The 21,804-nt window shown below is 48.8% G+C and carries 23 protein-coding genes and 1 other annotated feature; of the genes, 18 read left to right on the top strand and 5 right to left on the bottom strand.

Going from position 1 to position 21,804, the window contains the following annotated elements:
- Positions 1 to 108 precede the first annotated feature (108 nt).
- The 9 genes from ACNA6I_RS09640 to ACNA6I_RS09600 all read left to right on the top strand — a co-directional run bounded on the left by ACNA6I_RS09640 (position 109) and on the right by ACNA6I_RS09600 (position 6,752).
- Complete coding sequence (locus ACNA6I_RS09640; RefSeq protein ID WP_162838956.1) at positions 109 to 276, top strand: hypothetical protein; 168 nt, start codon at positions 109 to 111, stop codon at positions 274 to 276.
- A gap of 63 nt (positions 277 to 339) precedes the next feature.
- Complete coding sequence (locus ACNA6I_RS09635; RefSeq protein WP_156183351.1) at positions 340 to 510, top strand: hypothetical protein; 171 nt, start codon at positions 340 to 342, stop codon at positions 508 to 510.
- 122 nt (positions 511 to 632) lie between these two features.
- A complete protein-coding gene (locus tag ACNA6I_RS09630; protein WP_416313198.1) occupies positions 633 to 884 on the top strand; it encodes a hypothetical protein in 252 nt (83 codons plus the stop codon).
- Between the two features lie 413 nt (positions 885 to 1,297).
- Positions 1,298 to 2,458 carry a sporulation protein YhbH gene (gene yhbH / locus ACNA6I_RS09625; protein ID WP_370296723.1) on the top strand — a complete coding sequence of 387 codons (1,161 nt, stop codon included), beginning with the start codon at positions 1,298 to 1,300 and terminating at the stop codon, positions 2,456 to 2,458.
- 157 nt (positions 2,459 to 2,615) lie between these two features.
- Complete coding sequence (locus tag ACNA6I_RS09620) at positions 2,616 to 3,101, top strand: STAS domain-containing protein (RefSeq protein ID WP_048004487.1); 486 nt, start codon at positions 2,616 to 2,618, stop codon at positions 3,099 to 3,101.
- 95 nt (positions 3,102 to 3,196) lie between these two features.
- Positions 3,197 to 3,928, top strand: coding sequence for an alpha/beta fold hydrolase (locus tag ACNA6I_RS09615; RefSeq protein ID WP_048012898.1), 732 nt, complete (start codon positions 3,197 to 3,199; stop codon positions 3,926 to 3,928).
- Positions 3,900 to 5,036: a phosphotransferase enzyme family protein gene (locus ACNA6I_RS09610; RefSeq protein ID WP_251529172.1), complete on the top strand. Its 1,137-nt coding sequence runs from the start codon at positions 3,900 to 3,902 to the stop codon at positions 5,034 to 5,036. The genes ACNA6I_RS09615 and ACNA6I_RS09610 overlap by 29 nt, the downstream gene beginning before the upstream one ends.
- A gap of 382 nt (positions 5,037 to 5,418) precedes the next feature.
- Positions 5,419 to 6,231 (top strand): pyrroline-5-carboxylate reductase, encoded by an 813-nt coding sequence (proC, locus tag ACNA6I_RS09605; RefSeq protein WP_416313197.1) that lies wholly within the window; start codon positions 5,419 to 5,421, stop codon positions 6,229 to 6,231.
- A 2-nt stretch (positions 6,232 to 6,233) separates the two neighbouring features.
- Positions 6,234 to 6,752, top strand: coding sequence for an NAD(P)H-dependent oxidoreductase (locus ACNA6I_RS09600; RefSeq protein ID WP_048004483.1), 519 nt, complete (start codon positions 6,234 to 6,236; stop codon positions 6,750 to 6,752).
- Positions 6,753 to 6,790: 38 nt separating this feature from the next.
- Here ACNA6I_RS09600 and ACNA6I_RS09595 read toward each other — a convergent pair whose 3' ends face one another.
- From ACNA6I_RS09595 to ACNA6I_RS09585, 3 genes are all read right to left on the bottom strand, one after another.
- A complete protein-coding gene (locus ACNA6I_RS09595) occupies positions 6,791 to 7,423 on the bottom strand; it encodes an SIMPL domain-containing protein (protein WP_159129514.1) in 633 nt (210 codons plus the stop codon).
- Positions 7,424 to 7,427: 4 nt separating this feature from the next.
- Positions 7,428 to 7,865 (bottom strand): hypothetical protein, encoded by a 438-nt coding sequence (locus ACNA6I_RS09590; RefSeq protein ID WP_048004482.1) that lies wholly within the window; start codon positions 7,863 to 7,865, stop codon positions 7,428 to 7,430.
- Positions 7,866 to 7,927: 62 nt separating this feature from the next.
- On the bottom strand, positions 7,928 to 8,875 hold the full coding sequence (locus ACNA6I_RS09585) for an L-lactate dehydrogenase (RefSeq protein WP_048004481.1): 948 nt from the start codon (positions 8,873 to 8,875) through the stop codon (positions 7,928 to 7,930).
- A gap of 176 nt (positions 8,876 to 9,051) precedes the next feature.
- Between ACNA6I_RS09585 and ACNA6I_RS09580 the strand changes: the two genes are divergently transcribed.
- Together ACNA6I_RS09580 and ACNA6I_RS09575 are read left to right on the top strand one after the other, a co-directional pair.
- Positions 9,052 to 9,591, top strand: coding sequence for a GNAT family N-acetyltransferase (locus ACNA6I_RS09580; RefSeq protein WP_048004480.1), 540 nt, complete (start codon positions 9,052 to 9,054; stop codon positions 9,589 to 9,591).
- Between the two features lie 15 nt (positions 9,592 to 9,606).
- Positions 9,607 to 10,086, top strand: a complete 480-nt coding sequence (locus tag ACNA6I_RS09575; RefSeq protein ID WP_048004479.1) for a tetratricopeptide repeat protein — start codon at positions 9,607 to 9,609, stop codon at positions 10,084 to 10,086.
- A gap of 51 nt (positions 10,087 to 10,137) precedes the next feature.
- On the opposite strand, the gene ACNA6I_RS09570 is transcribed toward ACNA6I_RS09575, so the two are convergent.
- A complete protein-coding gene (locus ACNA6I_RS09570) occupies positions 10,138 to 11,439 on the bottom strand; it encodes an NCS2 family permease (RefSeq protein ID WP_048004478.1) in 1,302 nt (433 codons plus the stop codon).
- A 1,171-nt stretch (positions 11,440 to 12,610) separates the two neighbouring features.
- Complete coding sequence (locus tag ACNA6I_RS09565) at positions 12,611 to 13,048, bottom strand: Lrp/AsnC family transcriptional regulator (protein ID WP_048012902.1); 438 nt, start codon at positions 13,046 to 13,048, stop codon at positions 12,611 to 12,613.
- A 121-nt stretch (positions 13,049 to 13,169) separates the two neighbouring features.
- Between ACNA6I_RS09565 and ACNA6I_RS09560 the strand changes: the two genes are divergently transcribed.
- From ACNA6I_RS09560 to cydC, 7 genes are all read left to right on the top strand, one after another.
- Positions 13,170 to 13,586: a carboxymuconolactone decarboxylase family protein gene (locus ACNA6I_RS09560; RefSeq protein WP_048004476.1), complete on the top strand. Its 417-nt coding sequence runs from the start codon at positions 13,170 to 13,172 to the stop codon at positions 13,584 to 13,586.
- Positions 13,587 to 13,633: 47 nt separating this feature from the next.
- Positions 13,634 to 13,839, top strand: a binding site (T-box leader).
- A 57-nt stretch (positions 13,840 to 13,896) separates the two neighbouring features.
- The gene (tyrS, locus tag ACNA6I_RS09555; protein ID WP_252266330.1) at positions 13,897 to 15,138 is read left to right on the top strand and encodes a tyrosine--tRNA ligase; all 1,242 of its coding nucleotides are present in this window, start codon (positions 13,897 to 13,899) and stop codon (positions 15,136 to 15,138) included.
- Positions 15,135 to 15,938, top strand: coding sequence for a MerR family transcriptional regulator (locus ACNA6I_RS09550; protein ID WP_416313196.1), 804 nt, complete (start codon positions 15,135 to 15,137; stop codon positions 15,936 to 15,938). Before tyrS ends, ACNA6I_RS09550 begins: the two co-directional genes overlap by 4 nt.
- A 71-nt stretch (positions 15,939 to 16,009) precedes the next feature.
- Positions 16,010 to 17,212: a multidrug effflux MFS transporter gene (locus ACNA6I_RS09545; RefSeq protein ID WP_416313195.1), complete on the top strand. Its 1,203-nt coding sequence runs from the start codon at positions 16,010 to 16,012 to the stop codon at positions 17,210 to 17,212.
- A 391-nt stretch (positions 17,213 to 17,603) separates the two neighbouring features.
- The gene (locus tag ACNA6I_RS09540) at positions 17,604 to 18,128 is read left to right on the top strand and encodes a DinB family protein (protein ID WP_252266333.1); all 525 of its coding nucleotides are present in this window, start codon (positions 17,604 to 17,606) and stop codon (positions 18,126 to 18,128) included.
- Positions 18,129 to 18,318: 190 nt separating this feature from the next.
- A complete protein-coding gene (gene cydD / locus ACNA6I_RS09535; protein ID WP_416313194.1) occupies positions 18,319 to 20,046 on the top strand; it encodes a thiol reductant ABC exporter subunit CydD in 1,728 nt (575 codons plus the stop codon).
- Positions 20,043 to 21,746 carry a thiol reductant ABC exporter subunit CydC gene (cydC, locus tag ACNA6I_RS09530; protein ID WP_416313193.1) on the top strand — a complete coding sequence of 568 codons (1,704 nt, stop codon included), beginning with the start codon at positions 20,043 to 20,045 and terminating at the stop codon, positions 21,744 to 21,746. The genes cydD and cydC overlap by 4 nt, the downstream gene beginning before the upstream one ends.
- The last annotated feature ends 58 nt before the right edge of the window (positions 21,747 to 21,804 follow it).

Below are 21,804 nucleotides of genomic sequence, written 5' to 3'. Positions count from 1 at the left end.
AGGTGAGCCGTCGGTCAGGTGCCGTCGGCTTTCTTGATTATCCGGATGTACACCTCATCGGTTTAGAAACCACCATTACGGGAAATTTAGTAATAGAGGTGAAAACGGATGAAAAAAAATCATGAACAAGAACCTGAGAATGGTTCAATGGCCGGTAACATGGAAGAGATGGAGCAGCTCGGGAAGCAGATGGAGCGTCTACGTACGAATGAAGAACTGAAAGAAGATAAGAAGCAGCCCGATCCCGTACAATTCAAAGAAGAAGATAAAAGTTGAAAGAATAATCAGAATATAGTAAGCTGAATTCAAAGCCGGTATTCTTCGAAGGAAGGTGAAGGGATGTCCACACATGACAAACCGATCTTGCAGGAAGAACCTTTTAACGGTACGATGGCCAACAATCTGGATGAAGTCATACGACTTGGAAAACAGATGGAAAAGCTCCGTTCAAGTGAAGAACTCAAGCTGAATAATCGTCAGTCAGACCCGGCTCAATATGAAGAAGGATGAACAGGTGTGAATTCACACCTGTTTTTTTATTGTGCGGTGGTAGGGCTGCTGGGGATAGCATAAGTATGGACTAGGGGTTTGTACGTAGGGCTGGTCAGGTCCTGCCGCCTCCGCTTTTCTCGATGTCCAGCTCCAGGGGCTTGAGGCTCGAGGTCATAAGCTGCTCTGGTCAAAAAGGCAAAGAACGCCTTTCCGCCCAGCTCATCTTATGCTTGTCGCCTCAGAGCGAGCCCCTTCCGCTTTTCGTGATGTCCAGCTCCGGCGGGTTGACCCTCGAGGTCATAAGCCAAGCAACCCAAAAAGGCAAAGAACGCCTTTCCGGGTTCCTCGTCTTATGCTTGTCGGGTCAGATCGACCCGCCTCCGCTTTTCTAAATGTCCAGCTCCAGGGGCTTGAGGCTCGAGGTCATAGGCTGCTCTGGTCAAAAAGGCAAAGAACGCCTTTTCGCCCAGCCCATCTTATGCTTGTCGCCTCAGAGCCAGCCCCTTCCGCTTTTCGTGATGTCCAGCTCCGGCGGGTTGACCCTCGAGGTCATAAGCCAAGCAACTCAAAAAGGCAAAGAACGCCTTTCCGGGTTCCTCGTCTTATGCTTGTCGGGTCAGATCTACCCGCCTCCGCTTTTCTATCATTGTCGAAATTATTTGTAAATTTATCGATGCTTTTGCATAGGATAGAGTAATCCCCGTTTCTTTATTGACGGGAAAAATGAGTGCGGGCAGCCATCATAGTGTATGCACCGATACCGATACATGTGAAAAAAGATAAGGAGGGGAAACGTTTGAGCCAGATGGATAATCATCAATTTGTCATTTCCAAAGAAGATTGGGCCCTCCACCGCAAAGGTCATGACGATCAACAGCGTCATCAGGAAAAGGTACAGGATGCAATCAGGAATAATCTTCCGGATTTGATCACAGAAGAAAACATCGTCATGTCAAATGGAAGAGACGTTGTGAAGATACCGATCCGGTCATTGGATGAATACAAGATCCGCTATAATTATGATAAAAATAAGCACGTTGGCCAGGGGGACGGGGAAAGCCAGGTGGGGGATGTTGTCGCCAGGGATGGGAATCCCCAGCAGGGACCCGGAAAAGGGAAAGGAGCAGGGGACAAAGCCGGTGAGGATTACTACGAAGCCGAGGTCTCCCTCATGGAAATTGAAGATGCCCTTTTTAAACAGCTGGAACTGCCGAATCTGAAGAAGAAAGAGCAGGACGTGCAGACGGTTGAGCATATCGAGTTCAACGATATCCGCAAGACGGGCCTGATGGGCAACATTGATAAAAAGAAAACGATGATGTCGGCTTTTAAGCGGAATGCCATGACGGGAACACCTGGATTCCATCCGATTACAAGGGAGGATCTGAAGTTCAGGACGTGGAATGAAGTGCTGAAGCCGGAATCCAAAGCTGTCGTACTGGCAATGATGGATACAAGTGGATCCATGGGGGTATGGGAAAAGTATATGGCCAGAAGTTTCTTTTTCTGGATGACGCGCTTCCTCAGGACGAAATATGAGACGGTGGAGATTGAGTTCATCGCCCATCACACAGAAGCAAAGGTTGTCTCTGAAGAGCATTTCTTTTCCAAGGGGGAAAGCGGCGGGACGATTTGCTCGTCCGCATATCGGAAGGCTTTGGAGCTCATCGACTACAAATATGCACCGAGCAGGTACAACATCTATCCATTCCACTTCTCCGACGGAGATAATCTCACATCTGATAACGTGAGATGCGTCAAACTGGTGGAGGAGCTTATGAAAGTATCGAGTATGTTCGGATATGGGGAAGTGAATCAGTACAATCGCCATTCTACCCTGATGTCGGCATATAAAAATATTAAGAACGAAGATTTCCGCTATTATATCTTGAAACAAAAAGCGGATGTGTTCCATGCCATGAAAAGCTTCTTCCATAATTCAGGTGACAAAGCAGCACTTGCATGACCGAAGACCAGCCGGGCTGGTCTTCTTTCTTTTGGTGTAACTTTTATATCGTCAGTAGAATTTTTCCAGAGATCCCGGAACATTTGGATAGAAACTTTACATAGGGTAGTGCTAAACTAGTCATAGCGTAAAAAATATGTTCATGTGAGGTTACAGTATGAGTGTGGAGACACAGGAAATCGTTCAGTTAAAAGAAGAGGTCCAGGAACTGAAAAGAAAGCTGGTGGAAGCGGAACGCGAGATTGCGGATATTTCTGCCCCGGTCATTCCCTCCATCGTTCCTGAAACCATCCTCATTCCAATCATGGGTAGGTTATCTCAGGAAAGATTCGAGGCGATCATCACCAAAATCCTGGATGTATCCTATAATCAGGACATCAATACGATCATCGTTGATTTCTCCGGTATAAGGGAGAAGGACATCGGTGAGACGGACGTGTTCGGCATGAATATCAATAATATGGCCAAAGCGGTACAGCTTATGGGAATCGAAATCCTTTTCGTCGGGTTCACTCCGTCCCTGACCCAAATCGTGATTCAATCAGACGTAAGGGAAGTCGGACAGGTGAAAAGCTTCCTCAGTTTCAAGACGGCTCTTCAGTACTTGATGAGCGAAAAGAGTCTTTCATTCCAGAAAAAGTGATGCGAATCAGCCGAGGCTGGTTCTTTTTTTAGCGGATGGATTCCCTAAGGTTCCGGGACAATAATAAAAATGGATAAGAAAGAAGGGGATTCTGCATGAAACGATTTTTTAAGTGGGCAGGAATTCTCCTCCTCGCCTTGATTGTCATAGGAGGTCTATCCTTTTATGTTTGGTCACAGCAAACCTACTCAGCCACTTCATCGCTTGAGGAAAAAGTGGATCTCCAAAAAGCCGAGGCAAAGGATGGCAAGTGGCTGGTGTTTGAAGGAGATGGAGAAAAGGGCGTGATTCTTTACCCAGGGGCAAAGGTGGAAAAGGAAGCGTACGCCTATATTGGACAGGAGCTGTCTGATCGGGGATACACCGTGGTGATTCCAGATGTACCATTGAACCTTGCATTCTTCGGGGTGAACGTACCGGATGAAATCATGAAAGAATATAAGGGTGTGAAGGAATGGTACCTGTCGGGTCATTCTCTTGGAGGAGTGGCGGCATCAAGCTATGCTGCTGACCATCCGGACAAGGTCAAAGGGATCATTTACCTTGCATCGTACCCTGCGGAATCCACGGACTTTTCTTCCTCAGACCTATCATTTCTGAGCATCTGGGCAGAGAATGACGGACTCGCAACTAAGGACAAGATTGACAAAAGTAAATCTCTTCTTCCTGCAGATACGGGGTTTCATGAAATCCAAGGCGGAAACCACGCAGGATTTGGTGTGTACGGTGCTCAAAAAGGAGACGGGAAAGCAACCAAATCAGTCTGGGATCAGCAGGATGAAGTGATTCAAACGATTGATGAATGGATTAAGGGAAGAGCCGGATGATCGGCTCTTTTTCTATTGGGCAGGAAAAACCGCAGGTACAGACGAAATAGTAGTGGAGGAAACAGTACTGCATACAGGAGGAAACATGATGGAATCTTGGATTGACGCACAATGGACAAAGGAAAGATTGAAAGAAGCGGCCGGGATGTTTGAGTGCGATGCATCGGACGCCCGAAAGCTTGGTGATTTTGAGAACTATGTGTACGAAGTGAAAAAGGAAGGGGCTCCCTTCATCCTGAGGATCACCCATAGCTCCCACCGCACGCAAATCGAGTTGGAAGCAGAAATGAAATGGATCAACTTCCTCCATCGGCATGGATTGAACGTGTCCCTTTCCCATCAATCCAGTACAGGTAGACTTGTTGAAGAACTGCCTGGGGAAGACGGATGCTTTTTTGTCAGCTTATTCGATAAAGCACCGGGAGTAGCTGTAAAGGTGAACTCCGATCACTTTGGAGAGGAGCTCTTCGAAAAGTGGGGAAGTCTCACAGGTAAGATGCATGCCACCACAAAACACTATCGAGATCCTTCTTCAAAGGCAAGAATGGCGTGGGATGAAGATGACATCCTGAATTTCGACCGGTATCTTCCCCGGGAGGATGAAGAGATCATAGAACTTGGAAAACGGACAATCGAGGAAATCAGGACATTTCCACAATCCGAGGATACATACGGTTTGATCCACTCTGACATCCACCACGGCAATTTCTTCTACGATCAGAGGGATGGGGATCTTCATGTCTTTGATTTTGATGATAGTATGTGGTTTTACTTCGCCAGTGATATCGCCATACCACTATATTATTCAAGCTGGTCGAAGCATGGAGGTGATCCTCTTCATGTGCGTTCCGCCTTCGGGGATGGGTTCCTTCGTTCCTTCCTGCGTGGATATCAAAGCGAATGCCCGGTTTCGAAAGAATGGTTCCTCCGGATCCCACAGTTCCTCCTTCTAAGGGATTTGACCCTCTACTCCGTTTTCCACCAGAAGTGGGACCTGGCCAATATTCTTCAGGGAGAAAAAGAGCTACTTGATGGATTGAAGAAGAGACTTGAACAAAAGGAACCTATGGTCGACCTCGATTGGGAGGCCATCTACGACAACCGCTAAAATCGATTGAGGCTGGGACAAACGTGTTCTAGTCATAGTAAAACCCGAATTCATTTGCCTACGATCAGGCAAAGTTCGGGTTTTTCATTTGTTTCATGACCATTACGATTTCATTGTGTCCAGCGGTTGATTGGAGTGCAAGACGAAGACTCCTGGGGGAAAGTAGCGTATGTAAGACCCATGCCAAGTAGGCTCACGGGCCACCCGCGGAAATCTAAGTCTTGCACGGAAATCATGACCGGTACAAAGAACCTGCACTGATCGTGTTCATCATGAAATGGTACCATGGATGTTTTGTCCCAACCTTGGTTTTTGATGTGAACCATTTTTCCTTTCAGTGGTTTTTTGATATGATTCATAGGTGGAAGAAGAGGTGTAGAGAATGAAACAATCAATCGGCTTTATCGGCTGTGGAAATATGGCGCAGGCCATCATAGGCGGCATCGTCAGCTCCGGACTGGTGGATAAGACATCTGTCATGGCGAGCGCCAAAACCCGCGGAACCGTCGAGAGAATAGAAGAAAAATACGGAATCCATACCACGTTGGACAATGGAGAGGTAGCGGCATTTTCTGACTTGTTGTTCATCGCAGTCAAACCGGATCAACACCAGGAGATCCTCTCCTCCATCAGGGAGAACTTGAAGCCGGATACCATCGTCATCACGATGGCCGCAGGTATTACGCTTCATTGGATGGAATCGGTTCTATCTCCGGACTCTAAAATCGTCAGGACGATGCCGAATACGCCATCCCTTGTAGGAGAAGGGATGACAGCGTATTGTATTAATGGCAGGGTAGGAGAAGGCGAGCGTGAGATAGTCCATGCCGTTCTTGAGAGCTTCGGCAAAGCAGAAGAGTTGGACGAAAGCCTCATGGACGCCATTCCTGCCGTCAGCGGCTCGTCACCGGCTTATGCCTTCATGTTCATGGAAGCACTGGCAGACGGTGCGGTGAAAGAGGGCATCCCCAGAAAGCAGGCATATAACCTGGCAGCCCAGGCGCTCCTCGGAGCAGCAAAGATGGTGCTTGAAACGGGCAGCCATCCTGGAGAGCTGAAGGATGCGGTCTGTTCACCGGGAGGGGCTACCATCGAAGCCGTCATTGAACTTGAAAAGAGTGGCTTCAAGGGAAGCATCGTAAGGGCAATGGATGCCTGTACAAAAAAAGCAAAACAGCTGGGAAGGGAAGATTGAACATGAACGTATTGGTAATCGCTGCACATCCGCGAATGGACGAATCAATCGTCAACAAAGCCTGGGTAAAGAGGCTGGAGGAAGAGGGCGATGTGACGGTCCACGACCTTTACCGCGAATATCCGGATTTCCAAATTGACGTAACACGTGAGCAGAAGTTGGTCGAAGAACACGATAGGATCGTCCTGCAGTTCCCTTTCTACTGGTACAGTGCCCCTGCGCTGATGAAGGAATGGATCGATGCCGTGTTGACCTATGGTTGGGCATACGGCAGCCAAGGTACGAAGCTTCATGGCAAAGAACTTCTGATTGCGACGTCTACGGGTTCACCGGCAGAGGCCTACCAGGCTGGAGGAAAGAACCATTATTCCATGAGCGAGCTATTGAAGCCGTTCCAGGCAACATCGAATCTGATCGGAACGACGTTTCTTCCGGCATTCATCGAGCAAGGCGTCAGGATGCTGGATGAAGAAGGAGTGGCCCGGTCTGCCGAGAGGCTTGCGGATTATATTAAAAAGTAATAAAAAAAACGGCTCCTGGAAGCCGTTTTTTTGTGAAATCAATGCGTAGTAAACGTAACGATGAGTGAAGCCTTAACGGATATTTCACCCGGCAGGATGGCAGATTCCTGAACTGCGAGCTTCATAGGGGAAGGGAACTCAACGGATTGACCTTCTTTGATAGAAAGCGGATCAGGCACCAGCTCCTGACCAGACTGCCTGGCAAGGACCGTGGCCTTTGCCAGGGCATCCTGAAACGCTTGTTCAAGGGCATGCTGATAAAGGGCAGTGGAATGGGAGGAGAGGAACTGGATCCCTTCCACCCGGTTTGCTCCGGCCTTCACGGCGTCATCGATGATCTTTCCCGCCCTTTCAATGCTTCTAAGGTGGATGCGCAGAATATTCACGACTTCATATCCGTTAAAGATCTGCTTTCCATCTTCAAAGGAATAGCGGGGGATGATCTGATAGTTTGCCGTCTGTATATCACTTTTTGAAACTCCGTTTGCTTGAAGCGTCCCGACTATGTTCTTTATGTTTTCGTTATTTTCCTGCTGGGCTTTTTGCAGATCGGGGCCTTCAGTCATCACCCCTAATGTGAGCAGGGCTTCATCAGGCGCTCCATAAGAGGTGTGTTCTCCTGATACGGTGATGGTCCCACGGGAATCGGTCACGCGCATGTATGGAAACATCGTGTTATACACATGTGAAGGATTCGATTTTATCGAGATCGATTCCGAAATACACCCATGTGAATCCGATCCATCTCCACCCTGCTATGGACCTTCTGCCGAGGAAGACAGGGTAGAACCAGAAAGCATCCCGGTTGAGCCAGATATAGGTATAGCGGAACAGGCATCTCCGGATTGAACCCGGGTCCACGGCAAACGTCGACGTTCCTCCAGGGCCGCCCTGCATGACGGTCTTCTGAGGCTGGAAGTTAGGTGGAGGTCCAGGTGGCGGCTGATTTTGTCCACCGCCCTGAGAAGGCGATGGGGGCCCGCTGCTGCCCCCTTGCCCAGGTGGCGGGGATGGCGGGAATACATTTGGAAGTCCGGGGATGGAAGGGAAGCCACTGCCTCCGGAACCTCCTCCACCGGGAAAACCGGGTAGGAATTGTCGCTGATCGTACATAATAGAACCTCCTCCATTCATGTTGGTATCATTGTATGAGGAGGAGGTTCGTGTGTGCGTGTCTATAAATCAGAAGGGAAACCGGTACTCATGGCGTGCTTCAACGTATCAATGGATCTCTTGAATTGCTTCTGCTCCGTTTCATCCAGGGGAAGTTCGACCACCTTCCTGATGCCTTGTCGATTGATGATGGCAGGCACCCCGGTATAGAGACCGTGCTGCCCATACTCCCCATCCAGGAGAGAAGAGATGGTAAGGATGCTGTTCTCATCATTCAGTATAGCTTTGGTGAGACGGGCCAATCCCATGGCAATCCCGTAGTAGGTGGCCCCTTTTTTCTCAATGATATGGTAGGCAGCATCCCTGACGTTTTCAAAAAGGTCCTGAAGATCGCTCTGGACCTGTGGATCCGTAAGATCGACCAGGTCACCAAGGGCGCTGGCCCCGATGGTGGCGTGACTCCAGACCGGAAATTCGGTGTCGCCGTGTTCGCCCATGATATAGGCATGGATGTTCCGCGTATCAAGGTGAAAGTATTCACCCAGCAGGTAGCGTAGCCTTGCGGTATCAAGGATCGTCCCTGAGCCGATCACCCTTTCCTTTGGGAGCCCGGAGAAAGTCCAGGTGGCATAGCTTAATAGATCGACGGGATTGGTGGCCACGAGGAAGATACCATCAAAGCCGCTCTCCATCACCGAATCGACAATGGTTTTAAAGATCCGGACGTTCTTATCAATAAGATCCAACCTCGTTTCACCGGGTTTTTGATTGGCCCCAGCGGTGATCACGACAAGATCTGCATCGCGGCAGTCGCTGTAGGCTCCTGCACGTATCTTCATTGGGGAAGAGAATGCGAGGCCATGATTAAGGTCCATGGCGTCTCCCATGGCTTTTTCGACGTTCATGTCGATCATCACGAGCTCATGGACAAGATTTTGATTGAGAAGGGCAAAAGCATAGCTTGAACCGACAAAGCCTGTTCCGATCAATACGACTTTATTTGTTTTCATCTGTCATACTCCCTTTTTGATTGGATTTATGAAAGTGGTAAGTTGATGTTGATAATGTGAAGTATTTCACAAACTTATAATAGCATACTCCAAATTGAATTTCCAACACGAAATTTCGACAACTTTAAAGGGATTCCCCGAAGCTGCGGGGAATAAGTCCATAGGAGGGATGCACGATGCGTTATGAGAAAGGTGATATCAAGGTCCGGCCGCTGAAGGAAGAAGATGCCGAATTTCTTTATAACTGGCTGAACGATCCGCGGATCCTTGAGTATTACGAAGGAAGGGACAAACCCTTTACCCATGAGATGGTGAAGGAAGCTTTTTATAATGACGATAAAGAGAAGGTCGCCTGCATCGTTCAATATAAAGGGGAGAAGGTCGGTTATCTCCAATACTATCCATTGGACGATGAGACCAAGCAGCGCTATGGATATACGAATCTTGATGAATTCATCTACGGGACCGATCAATTCATAGGAGATTCACGGTACTGGAATAAAGGCGTGGGCACCCTGATGATCAAGGCCATGGTGGAATATTTTATGCTTGAAAAAGGCCTGCACCGACTGGTGATGGATCCGATGACATGGAATCGAAGGGCAATCAGATGCTATGAAAAATGCGGCTACAGCAAAGCACGGATCCTTCCTCAAAATGAGCTGCACGAAGGTGAATGGCACGACTGCTGGCTGATGGAATACATACCGGATTGAAATGGATGGGTGGATATGGAAGATGCAATGAAAAAAGCGATTGAAGCAAGACGATCAGGGAATACAGGGGAGTCGATCAGAATACTGAAAGAGCTGATCGCCCAATACCCCGACAGTGGAATCCTGCACTATCAATGTGCCTGGAGTCATGACGCATCAGGGCTTGAAGAGGAAGCCGTAGAGTATTATGAAAAAGCATTGAAATATGGGTTGGATGAGGAAGAGTCGATCGGTGCTTACACGGGACTCGGGAGCACCTACCGTGCCCTCGGGAAGTATGAAAAATCAAAAGAAGTGCTTGAGGAAGGTATTGAACGGCACGGAGACCGGGCAATGACTGTCTTCTACAGCATGACGCTGTATAACCTTGGAGAGTCGAAGAAGGCAATGGAACTGCTGTTGGGACAGCTGTGTGACACTTCTTCCGATGAATCGATTCAATCATATGCAACCCCGATCAAGTACTACAGCTTGGACCTTGATCGTACGTGGTAAAGCAATCAAACCAAAAAAGGCAGCTCCCGTCGTGGGAGCTGCCTTTCCTCTTTAATGAGGGATGAATGCCAGCTGATAGAAGAACAGCACGGCAAAGATATACACAAGGGGATGGACTTCACGCCATTTTCCTTTGGCCACTTTCAGGAGAGGGTAAGAGATGAACCCGAGTGCAATCCCTGTAGCGATGCTCGAAGTAAGAGGCATGCTTAGAATGATGAGGAATGCCGGGAAAGCTTCATCGAGCTCGTCCCATTTGATGTGGGAAATGCTTCCGATCATCAGGCTTCCTACGATGATCAAAGCTGGAGCCGTGATGGCGGATAATCCCGAAACGGCACTCACAAGAGGACCGAAAAACGCTGAAACGATGAATAGTACAGCCACTGTAAGAGAGGTCAATCCTGTACGTCCTCCTGCTGATACCCCTGCGGATGATTCAACGAAGGCACTGGTAGGACTCGTACCGAACATAGCTCCGACAGTCGTCCCGAGTGAATCAGCAAGGAGTGCTTCGCGGGCACGCGGCATTTCATTGTTTTTAAGGAGCCCGGCCTGCTGGGCAACACCGACCATCGTACCCGTCGTATCAAAGATGGTCACAAGCAAGAAGGAGAATACGACAGCGTACAAGCTGTGCTGAATCACATCGGTGAATGCAGTGATCGGGTTAGAGATGATCAGCCCTTCAGGCAGATGAGGCATGGCGACGAAGCCTTCCTTGAACGACAGGTCACCAGTGAAGAATGCAACAATGGCCGTGATGATCATCCCGATGAACAGCGCCCCATGTACATTTAGGACCATGAGGACGAGGGTGACAGCCAGTCCGATCAGAGCAAGGATGGCAGACGAAGAATGCAGGTCCCCGAGTTTAACGAGATTGGACGGATCAGCTTGGATCAGTCCGGATAAACGAAGACCGATAAACGCGATGAAGAGACCGATACCGGCTGTGATCCCATGTTTAAGGTTTTGCGGTATGGCTTCGATCAATTTCTTACGGAACGGTGTCAGCGAAAGGATGATGAAGATGATACCGGCTACGAATACTGCTGCAAAGGCAACAGAGTACGAAATATCTTCATGCCCTCCGACAACGGAATATGTAAAGTAGGCATTCAATCCCATTCCTGGGGCGATGGCAATCGGATAGTTGGCGAACAGTGCCATCCAGAGCGTACCGACAGCTGCCGAGATGATGGTGGCCATGAATACCTGGTCGAACGGCACCCCTGCATCGGAAAGGATGATCGGATTGACGACGACGATGTAAGCCATTGTTAAGAACGTGGTCAGTCCGGCAAGGATTTCTGTCTTGGTTGACGTGCCGTTTTCCTTTAATTTAAACATTAGTGTAATACCTCCAATAAAAACGAACGATTAAAAAGCACAACTACTATAATATTCGGTAATACATCGTTTTTCAATAGGTATCGACAAATTTTTTATATTTTTGTGTTGGTTCTGAAGGGGGTGGGTATTGATTGGATCTGCACATGGACGTTCCGTTCCGCTGCGGCCGGCCGCTTTCCGTGGGGAGGGAGTCTAGCCTCCTCGTGCCTGCGGGGTCTCGATCATCCCTCTATTCCCATCGGAGTCGTCCGGCCTCCGCTGCACTGCACTTTTGGTGGTAGGGGAGATGGTGATTTCCACACATTTCTCCTTATGGTTTGTGAGAGTGAGTGCTAGTCATCACAGCATTTCTTTTTGTGTGTGAATTTGCATATGGACGTTCCGTTCCGCTGCGGCCGGCCGATTTCCGTGGGGAGTGAGTCTAGCCTCCTCGTGCCTGCGGGGTCTCGATCATCCTTCTATTCCCATCGGAGTGGTCCGGCCTCCGCTGCACTGCACTTTTGGTGGTAGGGAGATGGTGATTTCCACACATTTCTCCTTATTGTTTGTGGGAATGAGCGCTAGTCATCACAGCATTTCTTTTTGTGTGTGAATTTGCATATGGACGTTCCGTTTCGCTGCGGCCGGCCGCTTTCCGTGGGGAGGGAGTCGAGCCTCCTCGTGCCTGCGGGGTCTCGATCATCCCTCTATTCCCATCGGAGTCGTCCGGCCTCCGCTGCACTGCACTTTTGGTGGTAGGAAGATGGTGATTTCGCACATTTCTCCTTATTGTTTGTGAGAGTGAGTGCTAGTCATCACAGCATTTCTTTTTGTGTATGAATCTGCATAAGGACGTTCCGTTCCGCTGCGGCCGGCCGGTTTCCGTGGGGAGGGAGTCGAGTCTCCTCGTGCCTGCGGGGTCTCGATCATCCCTCTATTCCCATCGGAGTCGTCCGGCCCTCGCTGCGCTGTGCTTTTGGTGGTAGGAAGATTGTGGTTTTCACACATTTTTACTTGTTGTTTATGAAAGTGAGTGCTACTTATTACAGCATTTTGTACTTGAATTTGGGCGTTCCGTACGGTTCTGTTTGTCCAGCACATTCGAGTTATCACCACTCTGCTGATTGGGTTCGATTAGATGCAGCGTTAATAGTATCTCCAAGTGTTGGGTATCCATGTAGGTGCCTCTTTAATTTGTGAAAAGGGTACGGGTTTCGACTTCTGAGAAGATGAAATGGGTGACGGTGTGGGCGAAGGGATTGATGTAGTCTATGAAGGCTTCGGCCTCGGTGAACGATGCAAAGTGGAGCTTGAGCATGAAACAGGCTTGCCCTGCGATCCGGTAGCAGAAGTCCACGTTTGGAAGCTCAACGATTTTTTGCTTGAATCCTTTGTAGTCCCCGTTTTTCACTGTGGCTTCGATGATGCACTGAATGTCGTTGCCGAGTTTTCCTAGGTTGACCTTCGTAGTATAGGACTCGATGACACCATGGGATTCCATCTGCTTCACCCTTTCGGAGACGGATGGGGAAGAGAGGTTGATCCGCCTTCCGAGTTCACTCATGGAAAGCCTGCTGTCCCGCATAAGTTCGTTCAAAATCTTCCTGTCGATGTCGTCAATTTTCATACGTAATGATCTCCTTCGTATTTGGGTTTAATTATTAAAGTTAAACGAGTGAATTCTTTTTGATCTGAATGTAAAAGAGTTAATTAGATTGATATGATTATTCTATAAGGAGGAGATGAAAATGACAAGGATTGCTTCAGCTGAGATAGGCGCAACACCGTTCATGCGCCTGCTTGGACATCATGAAGGGGTAATGGAACGATGGGGGCAGCTTTCTGAAGAATTGGAGGGTGACGGTCATTTGACGAAAGAGCTGAAGGAGCAGGTGAGGCGGGTATTGGCATTTCAAAATGGATGCTTATACTGCCAGGCAAAGGGAAGACCGGATCCTGGGGTGTTTGATGAAAAAACATCAGTGGCCGTCGGTTTTGCAGAAGTGTTCGGTGTGCAGGGGAGCAGGGTTCAGGATGGTCTGTTCAATGTGCTGAAGGAATCGTTCAGCGACGAAGAAATCTCGGAACTTATTGCCTTCATCAGTTTCACCTCTGCTTCCCAGACATTTGGAGCCCTCATGGATCTTCGTCCGGAAGAAAATTAAATTGCAAATATTTTGCGAATCTGGTATGATCAGTTCAATTTAACACATGTAAAGCGATGAGAGGAAATCCAGTAGCAACGATCTCCATGTTTAAGAGAGCCGGTGGGTGGTGCGAACCGGTACAAAGGTCGGGTGAATTACAATCCTTGAGCGTCCCTGCATTCGTGGGGAACGGACGAACCGTTATTCGATTGAGTGGAAGAATCATTGTCTTCAAGAAGGGTGGTACCGCGTGAGCAATCACGTCCCTTTTTGAAGGCAATTTTTTTATTTCATCATGTGTTAGAAATGATTAAGGGAGGTAACATCAATGCAAAAGCTGACAGATCAACAAGAACAAGAAGTACAGGAGCAGCTGGCTGTCTACCGGCAGGGTGTACAGGAGATCATCCCTCTCAAGGAACTTGAAAGTAAAATCAGGACATCCGTCATTGAAAATAGACCCTTGAAAATCAAACTGGGGCTTGACCCATCTGCACCGGACGTCCATCTAGGACATACGGTCGTTCTGAATAAGCTTCGCCAGTTCCAGGATCACGGCCATATCATCCAGCTGATCATCGGCGACTTCACGGGGAAAATCGGGGATCCAACGGGGAAATCCGCCGCTCGTAAACAGCTCACCGAAGATGAGGTGAAACATAATGCTCAAACATACTTTGAGCAATTCTCTAAAGTCCTGGACATGGATAAGGTGGAACTCCACTATAATTCCAAATGGTTGAGCGAGATGAAAATGGAAGATGTCATTGGATTGGCGGGGAAAATCACAGTGGCCAGACTGATGGAGCGCGATGACTTCGAAGCGAGGATCAAGGAAGGCAAACCGATCTCCCTTCATGAATTTTTTTACCCGTTGATGCAGGGATTCGACTCGGTGCAGCTTGAATGTGACATCGAGCTTGGCGGAACGGACCAGCATTTCAACGTGCTCATGGGCCGTCATTTCCAGGAGAAATTCAATAAGGAGAAGCAGGTTGTCATTCTTATGCCCCTTCTTGAAGGTCTCGATGGAGTCGATAAGATGTCAAAGTCAAAACATAATTACATTGGAATCGACGAGAGCCCTGAAGAAATGTTCGGAAAGACGATGTCACTGCCCGATCACCTTATGATGAAATACTTTGAGCTCATCACGGATCTTGCTCCTGAGAAAATCCATGAAATCAAAGCCTCTTTGGCAGCAGGACAAATGCATCCCCGTGATGCCAAGATGCTCCTCGGCAGGACCATCGTCAGGATGTACCATGGCAACGGGGCTTCCGAGCGGGCACAAGAGCAGTTCATCTCTGTTTTCCGAAAGGGAAGTATGCCCGATCAAATTCCAGAGCTGCAGTGGAACGGTATTGAAGAGATCAACATCCTCGAGCTGCTCGTCATGACTAAACTTCTCCCTTCCAAAAGCGAAGCGAGGAAGATGATCATGAACAAAGGAGTAAAGCTTGATGGAGACAGGGTGGAAGATCCACATCTTACCGTGAGGGTACAGGAAGGAATGACTCTGCAGGTCGGCAAGCGGAAATTCATCAAGCTCCTGGTTGATGGGGAATGAAGAATCAGTTTACCATCGGACAAATGTCAAAGCTCTATGATATACCAGTGAAAACCCTGAGGTATTATGATGAAATCGGGCTATTCACTCCGTATCATACGGATGGGGTAACAGGTTATCGGTATTACCGCGCCGAGCAGTTCCAGCAGCTCGATATGATCAGCTTTTTGAAAGACTTGGGAGTCCCACTGAAGGAAATCAAGCAAAAAATGGAGCACAGCACGCTGGATCAGTTTTTACACACCCTGGAGAAATACGAGGAAACCACAAGAAGGAAAATGAATGAGTTGCAAACCACTCATCGGCATCTCACCCAAAAAATTCAGCAGCTTCAGCTTGCAAAAACAACGGAACGGGGTCCTATGCTCTCCTCTTTGCCAAAGAGAAGCATCTGGAAAGAAGAGCGGTCCTTTTCTTCCCTGGGAGATATGGAAGTGCTTCTCAGGGAAATCAAGAAAACCGTCAATCATATGACGCCCATCATGGTCGGTTCCGTCGGTTTGTTTGTATCACCGGACCATATCAGCGGAGAAGAGGCGTTTGCCTATGACGGGTTGTATATCCTTCTTGAAGATGCAGAATCCGGATACGATACTTTACCCGAAGGAACGTATGCCACTGTCTACTCGGTGGAGGATCGGAGAAAGGATTCCTTCTATTATAATGAGCTGGTGAAGTTTGTATCAGGGCTGGGCCTTGAAACGGAGGGACCACTCTATACAAGGCAGATTGTCGATTCGTTCATTTCCCACATGAAGGATGAACGATTGATTGAGTATCAGATCAAAGTTCGTGATTGATTCCTATTGACCCTCCAGTTACTGGAGGGTTTAAAATGATGATGGCTATACAACATAAAGGAGAGTCATCCATGAAGGAATTAGCACACACGCAATCAAAAACGTATTTATTCATTTTTATCCTCATCATGGGCTGCCTCAGTGCATTCGGGCCCCTGACGATCGATATGTATCTTCCAGGTCTGCCTACTCTTGCCACGGATCTTGGCACCAATGCATCTACGGCCCAGCTGAGTTTGACAGCCTGCCTGATCGGGCTTGCCGCGGGACAGCTCATCGTCGGTCCCTACTCGGACATGGTGGGAAGGAAGAAACCGCTGATTGCAGCTTTGATCCTTTTCACCATTTCATCGATCCTGTGCATGTTCACCGGATCGATCTGGGGGCTTATTGTTCTCCGGTTCATCCAGGGACTTACAGGTGCTGCGGGAATGGTCATTTCAAGGGCTGGCATGCGCGACCGCTTTTCCGGTCAGGAACTGACGAAGTACTTCGCCATGCTGATGCTCGTCAATGGATTGGCGCCCATTGCAGCTCCTATAGCCGGGGGACAGCTTCTTCAAATCATGTCATGGAGGGGCATCTTCGGTGTCCTCGCCCTCATCGGGGGGATCATGCTCCTCGCCGTCTGTTTCGGATTGAATGAAACCCTTCCGGAAGAAAGACGGAAGACCGGGGGGATTTCCAGCGTTTTCAACACCTTCGGCCGTTTGATCAGGAACCGGGTTTTCATGGGCTATGTCCTGGTGCAGGGATTCGCCATGAGTGCCATGTTTGCCTATATTTCAGGATCTACCTTCGTCTTGCAGGATATTTACGGGCTTTCTCCGCAAATGTTCAGCATGATTTTCGCCTTGAACGGTCTTGGTCTCATCATTGCCACCCAGGCAACAGGAAAGCTCACTCCCGTATTCGGTGAAACGTCGCTGCTGCGGTATGGGATCCTTCAGGGGTTGACTGCGAGCGTGCTGCTCATTGCCAGCATCACGATGGAGGCATCGGTCGTATTCATTTGTATCTTCCTGTTCCTGACCGTATCCACCGTCGGAATCGTCAATACCACCGTATTCTCCCTTGCAATGAATGATCAGGGTGATAACGCAGGGAGTGCAGCTGCCCTCCTGGGACTGTTGCCATTCATTCTGGGAGGCGCTGCGGCACCCCTCGTCGGACTGGGCGACGGGGCTTCAGCGATCCCCATGGCTGTCGTCATTGCCATTTGTGAAGCGGTGGCAGTGATATCTTACTTTATCATGGTAAGAAAATCGGGATGAACCCAAGAAAGAGGTTGGGGTAAAACAAACGAAAACGATTAGTGTAGGTTCATAATACAGCTCATGATTTCCGTGCAAGACTTTGCTTTCCGCCCGTGGCTCGTGAGCCTCCCCGTCAAGCCTGCGGGATGTGAGACCCCGCAGGAGTCTTCGTCTTGCAATCGATTCAACCGCTGGAAACAATCGCAATGGTCACGAAACAAAGTAAAAACCCGAATTCATTTCCTGATCCCAGGCAAATGAATTCGGGTTTTACTATGACTAAAACATTTTTGTCCCAGTCTCTTTTTTCTTCCGTTTATACTTTAAGTATACCATGTCCATGTGGAAAGTATCAGTCTGTTTTTCCTTAAAATCCCTGCTAAAATGAGCTAGAGAAGGGGGAATGACCGTGATTGATTACAGGATTACAAGCAAAGAAGGATTTGACCCTAAGATTGGTGAACTGATTTCCATGCTCGAGCATACCAGGAGCGTGACAATGGAAGAATTAAGTGGAATCAGCCGGGAAGAGCTGGATTATGTGGACGGTCCCGGTGGAAATACCATCGGCAGTCTGCTCATGCATATAGCTGCGATCGAACGGATCCATCAGATTCTTTCTTTTGATGAGAGGGATCTGACACAGGATGAAAGTGATACATGGGGGAAGGCCCTCAACTTGGGGGAAGAGGCCAATAAGCAGTATCATGGATTGGAGGCGGCGGCCTATCTTGAGGCGCTACAAGAGGTTCGGAGTGTAACACTCGCGTCCTTTTCCCGGTTCTCGGATCAATGGCTCCAGGAAGAGAGGAAATGGGGGAATGGGGTTTCGCATAACTTCCATTATATTTGGTATCACGTCATGGAGGATGAAATCAATCATCGGGGACAGATTCGCCTTTTGAGGAGGAAGTATAGAGCGTGTTCAAACTAGTTGGATCGATGGATAACGGGCGTGGTTCCTTGTAGGGTCGCTGTGCAGGGTACTTCGTTTTCCCGTTGCGTCCTTTGTCTTTAATTTGTCAAATTCAATTCGGTGAGAAGAGGGGGAAGTGATGGTATAATAGACGTAGATTAATTTGTGAAGTATTTCACTAACTTTCGGAACGGGAGTGAAATCAGTAATGAAAGAACTACATTCACTGGTAAAAGGCAGCAGGTCGTTCATGATGACTTTATATAGCTCTTCCACTCTTTTGGGTCTCGCCATTGTAGCGCAGGCTTACTTGATTGCGGGGATTGTTGATCGGGTTTTCCTGAAGGACGCCTCTCTGACAGATGTCTGGCCCCTTTTGGCCGCATTACTCGTAGCATTCGCATTCAGGGCAATCTTCAGTTGGCTGAACGGCCGGACAGGGATCCGACTTGCATCATCTGTCAAAGGCGAAGTCAGGAAAAAACTTTTGAATAAATGGGCGCACCAGCCACTGACTGCTTCTGTTGGCAGTCAAGCGGGGAGAAAGGTCTCCGTCATCATGGATGCAGTGGACGGGCTTGATGGCTACTACAGCAAGTATGTACCGCAGCGGATCGAAACAACGCTCGTCCCATTGATGATTTTGCTCGTCCTTTTCAAAGAGCACTGGTTCACTGGCATGATCATCCTGATTACGGCCCCATTCATCCCCATCTTCATGGCCCTCATCGGAGTCAAAACGAAGGAAAAGTCAGAAGACCAGATGGAGAAGCTTGAATCGTTCTCCGGCACGTTCCTCGATGTCCTTCAGGGGTTGACGACATTGAAACTTTTCGGAAAAGGAAGGGAGAAGGGTGGAGAGATCAAGGAAAGCTCCCTGAACTTCCGCGAGGCCACGATGGAGGTGCTGAAGACGGCCTTTCTATCCTCCTTGATGCTTGAGTTCATCTCCATGCTGAGCATCGGGCTGATTGCCCTCGAAGTCGGTCTGCGTCTGATTGTATTCGACAGCATCTCATTTTACACTGCCTTCTTTGTACTCATCCTGGCACCGGAATTCTACCTTTCCATGAAGCAGCTCGGCAGTGCCTTCCATACGGGAAGGGGAAGTTCGGGTTCCGTGAAGGCGGTGAAGGATGAGCTTGAACGGGATGATGGAAAGATTGTATGGGGGGAAGACACTATCGATGCCCAGAGTGGACCACCCGTCATTGGTCTAAAAGGGGTCGGCCATTCTTATTCGGAAGGCACATTTCATCTCCAGCCCCTGACCGTTCACATCGAACCGTTCAGCAAGGTGGCCATCATCGGTGAAAGCGGCTCTGGCAAAACGACTCTCTTGCATATCCTTTCGGGATTGATTGATCCATTGGAGGGAGAGGTGGTCGTGAATGGAAAATCGAGAAGACAGGTTACAGAAAGCTCCTGGTTTGGGCTTATCGCTTATATCTCGCAGAATCCGTATATTTTTGCCGGGACGATTGAAGAGAACATGGCGGCCGGATCCCTTCACACAGCAAAGGAACTCGAGGATGCAGCTGAAAAGGCTGGACTGTCGGAACTGATCTCTACTCTGGAGGATGGATTCCAAACCGTGATCGGCGAAGGGGGCAGGGGACTGTCGGGTGGAGAGAAGCAGCGGATCGCCCTTGCTAGGGCCTTTTTGCGGAAGCCATCCATCGTCTTGCTTGATGAACCGACCACCGGACTCGATCTGAAGACAGAATCCATTCTTCAACAGTCGATCAAGGAATTATCACAGTCTTCAACAATTGTAACGGTTGCCCACAGGTTGCACACGATCCGCCATTCCGATCAGATTCTTGTGTTGAAAAAGGGAAGACTCATCGGAAAAGGTACCCATGAGGAGCTGCTCAAAGAACTGCCTGAATACGAGCGCATGATCACGGTACAAAAAGGAGTGAAGATCACATGAGAGAGTTGACTGAGATCATTCGATTAACACTGAAAGAGAAAAAAGATGTCGTCCTTTCTGCTGTCTTCGGTGCGGTGGCCGGTCTGACATCCGTCGGGGTTTTCGCTTTGAGTGGATATATGATTTCCCAGGCGGCACTTGAAGTGCCCCTTTATGTCCTGACCATCATGATTGCTCTTATGAAGCTTTTAGGCATCCTGAAGGCAGTGACAAGATATGCGGAACGATATTATTCCCACCGTGCGACGTTTACGATCCTTGCCAACTTGAGGGCATCGATCTTTGAACGGTTGGAAACCATTGCGCCGACGATTTTTCAGCGATACAAAAGCGGTGATCTCCTTGCTCGGATTGTAGGGGATGTGGAGAGCCTGCAGAACTTCTTCCTGAGGGTCTTCTATCCGCCCCTTGTCATGGTGATTGTATTCATGGCCACGATTCTCTTCACCCTCTTCTACTCAATGCCGACGGGAATCTTGCTGATCGTGGGTGTCCTGCTCACCGGTTTCTTGATTCCATCCATGGTCACCCTCAAACAAAGGAAAATTGAATCACGGGTGAGGGATAGCCGAAGTGAGCTATCTGCCGGCACGACAGAATTCCTATACGGCTTCAGGGAACTGAAGATCCATCAGCAATTGTCCCATCAGGAAGAGGCGCTCGGCGGTGCTTCCTCTACGTATGTGGAAGAGCAGGATTTGGAAAGTCGCCACTCCTTATTCAGTCATACCATCAACCTTCTCGTCTCCCTGCTGATCACGTGGTTCGTATTGGTTGCTGGAGTGTACGCCGTCGGGGAAGGGACACTCGATGGTGTCCTACTCGCGATGCTCGTCATGATTTCACTGACCGTCTTTGACGAAGCGATTCCGATGGCGACCCTTCCTTACCACTTGGAAGATTCAAGGAAGGCTTCCAAACGCCTCGGAGAAATCCGAGGGGCAGAGCTTAAGGAGCGGAGGAGTGAAGAGGCTCCTGATCATGCGCCATCCTTCAGAATGGAAAAGGTGGGATTCACGTTTGAAGGAGGGGAGAGGCCATCGATCTCGGGTGTTGATCTGTATATACCGGAAGGGTCGAAGACGGCTGTCATCGGTGCATCGGGTTCCGGGAAATCGACGCTACTGAATCTGCTTCTAACCTTCCACACACCGGATGAAGGTCAGATCCTGTTGGATTCCCACCCCCTTGATGCCATTAAACAGGAAAGCCTTTGGCAAAGAGCGGCCGTCATCCTTCAGGAAAACCACTTCTTTCATGGATCGATCAGGGATAATCTGTTGATTGCCGGGGAGGTCGATGATGAAGAGTTGGAAAGGGTACTTTCAAAAGTGAAGCTTCCATTCGGGTTGGAGGATACTGTGACTGAAAAAGGCGGTAACCTATCAGGAGGGGAAAAGCAGAGGATGGCCATTGCGAGGGCGATCTTGAAAGGCGGCCCACTTTGGATAATGGACGAGCCGACTTCCTCCATCGATCCCATGCTCGAAGCTGAACTGATGGACGTTATTCTCCAAGAGGCGGAGCATAGCACGCTTCTTCTCATCAGTCATCGACTGACAGGGCTTGAAGAAATGGATCAGATCGTGGTGATGGAAGAAGGAGAAATAGCGGAAATCGGCAACTATCGGGAGCTGATGGACCAAAAAGGGTATTTCTATCACATGAAGGAAATTGAGAAGAACGTAATCTTCCAGTAGAAGCAATCCATCCCACAGATAGTCGAATAGAAAAAAATCCGAACGATCATGCAGCATT

This window comes from Rossellomorea sp. FS2 (genome assembly GCF_047915635.1).
GTDB lineage: Bacteria > Bacillota > Bacilli > Bacillales > Bacillaceae_B > Rossellomorea > Rossellomorea marisflavi_A.
The sequence above is the reverse complement of the archived record's forward strand: the minus strand, read 5'-3'. Positions and strand labels throughout refer to the sequence as shown.